This window comes from Rhizorhabdus sp., assembly GCF_018006725.1.
GTDB lineage: Bacteria > Pseudomonadota > Alphaproteobacteria > Sphingomonadales > Sphingomonadaceae > Rhizorhabdus.
Genome location: NZ_JAGMXV010000311.1, coordinates 1 through 4776, shown reverse-complemented (window position 1 = coordinate 4776; position 4776 = coordinate 1). Strand labels below are relative to the sequence as shown.

6 protein-coding genes are annotated in these 4776 nt (G+C 59.9%); 4 read left to right on the top strand and 2 right to left on the bottom strand.

Annotated elements, in window-relative coordinates:
* On the top strand, positions 1–257 hold a 257-nt coding region (locus tag KAY22_RS24790), incomplete at its 5' end, for an integrase core domain-containing protein (RefSeq protein WP_296625800.1).
* A gap of 168 nt (positions 258–425) precedes the next feature.
* Here the strand turns inward: KAY22_RS24790 and KAY22_RS24785 are convergent.
* Positions 426–893 carry a hypothetical protein gene (locus KAY22_RS24785; protein ID WP_296625799.1) on the bottom strand — a complete coding sequence of 156 codons (468 nt, stop codon included), beginning with the start codon at positions 891–893 and terminating at the stop codon, positions 426–428.
* 30 nt (positions 894–923) lie between these two features.
* Entirely contained in the window at positions 924–1979 is a 1056-nt protein-coding gene (locus KAY22_RS24780) for an XRE family transcriptional regulator (protein WP_296625798.1), read from the bottom strand.
* A 147-nt stretch (positions 1980–2126) separates the two neighbouring features.
* Here KAY22_RS24780 and KAY22_RS24775 point away from each other — a divergent pair, with 147 nt between their 5' ends.
* The 3 genes from KAY22_RS24775 to KAY22_RS24765 are packed head-to-tail and all read left to right on the top strand — an operon-like array spanning position 2127 to position 4682.
* Positions 2127–3371, top strand: a complete 1245-nt coding sequence (locus KAY22_RS24775; RefSeq protein ID WP_296625797.1) for a nucleotidyltransferase — start codon at positions 2127–2129, stop codon at positions 3369–3371.
* 35 nt (positions 3372–3406) lie between these two features.
* Positions 3407–3823, top strand: coding sequence for a hypothetical protein (locus tag KAY22_RS24770; RefSeq protein WP_296625796.1), 417 nt, complete (start codon positions 3407–3409; stop codon positions 3821–3823).
* On the top strand, positions 3816–4682 hold the full coding sequence (locus KAY22_RS24765) for an SAVED domain-containing protein (RefSeq protein WP_296625795.1): 867 nt from the start codon (positions 3816–3818) through the stop codon (positions 4680–4682). Before KAY22_RS24770 ends, KAY22_RS24765 begins: the two co-directional genes overlap by 8 nt.
* Positions 4683–4776 lie beyond the last annotated feature (94 nt).

The window sequence follows — 4776 nt, the reverse complement described above, 5'->3', positions numbered from 1 at the left end:
AGCCTTCACCGATTTTTTCAAGGAGGATTTGGGCTTCATCTTCGTTCCTTCGTCACTACGACGAAGCCCAAATCCTCCTTAATTCACAACCTCAAATCTGTGCCATTGGCGCTGACGCCGGACAGTCTTTGGATGATGCCAGGACCAAGATCGAGGCGTGGCGCACGGACTTCAACGAGATCCGACCTCACACATCCCTGGGGTTCATGACGCCTGCCGAATTTGCTTCATCGGCCGGGGTTAACCCCGGCCGATGAAGTGCCGGACCTCTCGTTCTGGCCGGCGGCAAATCCGGGACAGGGTCAGGACACGTCACAAGTGGGCCGTTAACGGAAAGACCACTTCGAGTTAGAAACTTGGTAAAGCCGCCACTCAGAATCCGAAGGGGGCCCAGCTTAGATTTCAGTACGCTCATCCAGTACCGGTCAGGTCCCAGAATAACGTTTGAGCCGGAGGTCAATTTCGCGCTTTGGAAGCCGGCATCGCGGATGCGAAGCCGTTTTGGTTAGGCCCGCATGAAGGGTAGGCGCGTCACATAGGCCAGCTTTCTCGATATGGTCGATAATCCAGAGAACACCGTGAACGGCGACGCCCTCGGCCTCGGCGATCGTACGAAGCACGCCATCACCCGTCAGGAGCGTCCACTGCCTACCGTGCGCCAATGCGAAGGCGAACGTATCGGCGACTGAAAGCCTCCGTTCTATTCGCCCAAGCCGGGTCGCACAGCTCACCTCATCGGCATCTAGAGACTCGATGCCGATACCCAAAGATCTCAGCCTGTCGCCCAATTCAGCATCGAGTTCGCGGGCAAACAATAGATCGGGAACCACCAGCTTGTCATCGAGCCCGAACGCCGCGTCGAGCAGATCGCCACGGTCAAGATCGATGATCACTGATGTGTCCGACACGAGAAATGGCATTAATTACATCGCCTCGACCAAACGCTGATCAAGCGCCTTCAACGTGATACCGAGCATCTCAGCCGCTCGACTCTCGCCGATCACCCCCTCCGCGAGCGCACGATAGCAGAGCCGCTCGAAACGCTTGGGCTCCTCATAAGACGGCTCGATGCGCGCTGGCTCTGCAAATGGCTCCTTGCGCCAGCCTCGTTTGACGAACTCCTTGAAAAGTTGCGAAAAGGCTTTCTTGTCGATTATGCCGAGGTCCAAGCAGCGATAGGCGATGGCCTGAACGCTGACGCCAAAGCGCTCCTTGATCGCAACCAGCTCCCCGATGCTGATCGCAGAACGCTGCGCTCCGACTTCGGCCCGCACCACATCCGCCGGCATCAGAAAAGCGCCGGCAAATCTGTTGGCGGCACTCTCATCATCAACGTACGCTGCGGCCGCCATCACCATATGACCCAGCTCATGCGCCAGCGTGAAGCGCTTGCGCTCCGCCCAGATATTCTTGCGCACGACGATCACGCGCGCTGCGTCGCGTCCTTTACGGATCACGCGCGCGGCAAGACCGTCGATATCGTCCAGGTCGATCGACAACACCTTGATACCGCGCTCTTCGAGCAGCTCAGCTAATTTGGGCACTGGGTCATGCCCTAGTCCCCACTCCTCGCGAACCGAACGCGCCGCGTCTTCCGCATCCCGGATATCATGTAAGGGATAGGGCGCGCTGCGCGGTTGCTCCCATTCGACGCTCTTGAGACCCAACAAGTCCTCGATCGTCAGATAACGCTCGAGAAGCTGCAGCGTTTGCGCTTCAATCGTCGCTTCTTCCTTGGTACTGCGCTTTTTTCGGAAATCGACGCTTTCCAGCGTCATTTCCTCGTCGCTGAGTAGATAGGACTCGCCGACCCCGAGCGCCGTCGAAAGCGCCATCAGCGCCCGCGACCCCGGCATATCCTCGTTCCGCTCATATTTCCCGATCGCCTGCGCGCTGACGACATTGCCCATGCGCTCGGCGAGTTCTCGCAGCGACAATCCGGCGGACGCGCGTGCAAGTTTCAATCTCATGCCGATCATGGCGTAGTGACCTTTCAACTCCCGGTTTACAAAAAATCAATATGGTGGCAAATTTGTAAACCGCTATCCCTTGAAACCCGTATTTGGCGCCCCAAAATATAGGCCCGTGGTGGCAGTATAACGCGAATTTGTAAACCGGAGTTTCGCATGGCTTCGAATATTTTCCGCAATGACGGTCGGCCTCAGGATCCTTTTGGTGATCCGCTCGATGCGATTCTCGCCGAAATCGCCATTAACCTCCAGTTGCCACCTGGCCTTCACGCCAAGGCGGTCGAACGCTATGAAGCGGTCTGCCGCTATATCGAACGAGCCGGCAGCCCCCTGGAAGGGCGGGTGTCCAGCTTCTATCCGCAGGGATCCATGGCGATCGATGCGACGATCTCAACCCGCGGCACCGACGACGAATATGATATCGACGCTGTCGCGGAGATCATCGGCGGCACCGAAGGCCCGGAAGAACTGCTCGACCTGCTGGAAGCGGCGTTGAAGGGCTATCCGATCTCGCGGATCGAGCGGAAGACGCGCTGCATCACGCTCTATTATGCCGACGGCATGCACCTCGACGTGACGCCCGCGCGGCGTCGCGCGGCCAAGGAAAAGGAAAGCGTCATTGCGCACGCCAAGCAGGGGCGTCAGCACGAGCATCGCTATGTGCCGATGAACGCCTACGGCTTCTGCGCCTGGTATAATAGCAAGGCGCCGGTCGAAGAACGCTTTGCGCTGGCGCTCAACCGCGAGCTCTACTCCAAGCACGGTTTTGCCTTTGACGCGGCCGAGGTGGAGCAGGTCCCTGACCAGACCCCCCTTCTCATAAAGAGCGTGACCACCGTCGCACTGCAGCTCATCAAGCGCCATCGCAACATCCTCTATGCTGATGCCGCTGGCCGGATGCCGCCGTCGGTCGTCCTGTCCTGTCATGCCGGGCATGCCGCCGTGCCGGGCATGGGCCTTGCCGACATGGTGATGCGCCAGGCGCGATGGACGGCGCGCGCCATCAACGAGGCGGCCCGGCAGAGCAGGCTGCTCGACGTTCCCAATCCGGAATTTCACGAAGAGAGATTCACCGACCGCTGGCCGGAAAACCAGGCGCAGCAGCAACACTATGCGAAGGCCCTGAGCGAACTGGCCGATGGCCTCCAAGTCGCTCGCGAACGCGGGATGCAGTTGGAGGATCTTCAGGACTGGCTTCGCGATCAATTTGGTCAGCGGGTCGTGACGCGCTCTATCGACGTGTTCAATAAGCGCCTTGGCCAGCAAGTCCAGGCGCGCCAGCACGGCTATACCCGCACCGGCGGCCTGTTCGTGCCCGCCGCGCCCGCAATCATCACCGGCGCCAGCGCTCTCGTGCCAGTGGCCGCGCGGGCGCACACGAATATGGGTGAGCGTCGCTAGAGATGGTCCATGGCATCGAAGCGCAGGCTGAGGCTATGCGGGCGCTCTGGCCCGATTTCGTCCTTATCACGCAGGATGCCGAGATTGGCGCGTGGGAAGGGCCTGTTCGTCCGTTGCTGCAGACCTATCGCGTCGGCATTCTCTACCGCGCGCCGAGGCTAATCGAAAATCTCGACCCGCGCCTGCTGCAACCGCGCGTTTCGATACTCTCACCGGCCTTGCGACCTCGCCGGGGCGATTCCGAGGGACGATTGCCGCATGTCTATTATGGACCGAAGGGCGAGGTGACGCTGTGCCTGCTCGACCCGGAGGCAGGCGACTGGTCGCCTGCTGACCTCATCGCCGAAACGACCGTGCCGTGGACCATCGAATGGCTTGCGGCTTACGAAGGGTGGCGCGCCACGGGTCAGTGGACCGCGAGCGGCCGCCATGTGGAGGCCGCGCGTGGCTAAGACCAAGATTCCTCAGAAAGTGCAGTCGGCGCTCTGGGCGCGTGCCGCGGGCCATTGTCAGTATCGCAGCTGCAACAAGGACCTCGTTGGCGATCTGATCTCCGGGAATGAGGACGCGCTATTCGGCTTTCTCGCACATATCGTCGGCGACAGTGCCGATGGGCCGCGCGGCGATGTCATACGCTCCCCCCTCCTTGCCAAGAGCCTCGACAATCTGATGCTGCTTTGCGCCGTTCATCACAAGTTGATCGATGTCGACGGCCTGAATGACCACCCCGAACCTCTGCTCCTAGGCATGAAGGCCGAGCATGAAGCTCGCATATCGTTACTCGCGGGCATCGACGAAGACCGCGCCTCGCATGTAGTCCGATTCGGCAGCAGCATAGGTAAGAACGAGGCCCTGGTTTCCACGCGCGCGATTTTTGCAGCGATGCCGCCCGATCATCACCCGGCAAGCGCGCAGACGATTGACCTCGAGATGACCGGCCTCGCCTTCACCGATGGCGATCCGGCATTTTGGACAATCCAACAGGCCAATCTCCAGCGCAATTTCGCAACTCGGGTCGGTGGCCGGATCGAGCGTCAGGAAGTCCGACATCTGAGCATTTTTGCACTGGCCCCGCAGCCTCTGCTGATCGAGCTGGGCCGCCTGCTGTGCGATATCGTTCCAATGGTGGTTCACCAGCGACATCGCGAACCCTCGACTTGGAACTGGCAGCGCGACCACGACATCATTGAGTATCAGGTTGGTGAACCGGTTCCCGGACGTAGGGGCGCGGTCGCGCTCAAGCTGGGCATTAGTGCAACGATCACCGACGATCGCATTTGTCCGGCGTCAGCGCCAATGGCACAGATTTGAGGTTGTGAATTAAGGAGGATTTGGGCTTCGTCGTAGTGACGAAGGAACGAAGATGAAGCCCAAATCCTCCTTGAAAAAATCGGTGAAGGCTCCT

Excerpts from the sequence above, each read along its gene's own strand:
- KAY22_RS24780 (WP_296625798.1), bottom strand. The coding sequence starts at position 1,979 with ATGATCGGCATGAGATTGAAACTTGCACGCGCGTCCGCCGGATTGTCG.
- KAY22_RS24775 (WP_296625797.1), top strand. The coding sequence starts at position 2,127 with ATGGCTTCGAATATTTTCCGCAATGACGGTCGGCCTCAGGATCCTTTT.
- KAY22_RS24770 (WP_296625796.1), top strand. The coding sequence starts at position 3,407 with ATGCGGGCGCTCTGGCCCGATTTCGTCCTTATCACGCAGGATGCCGAG.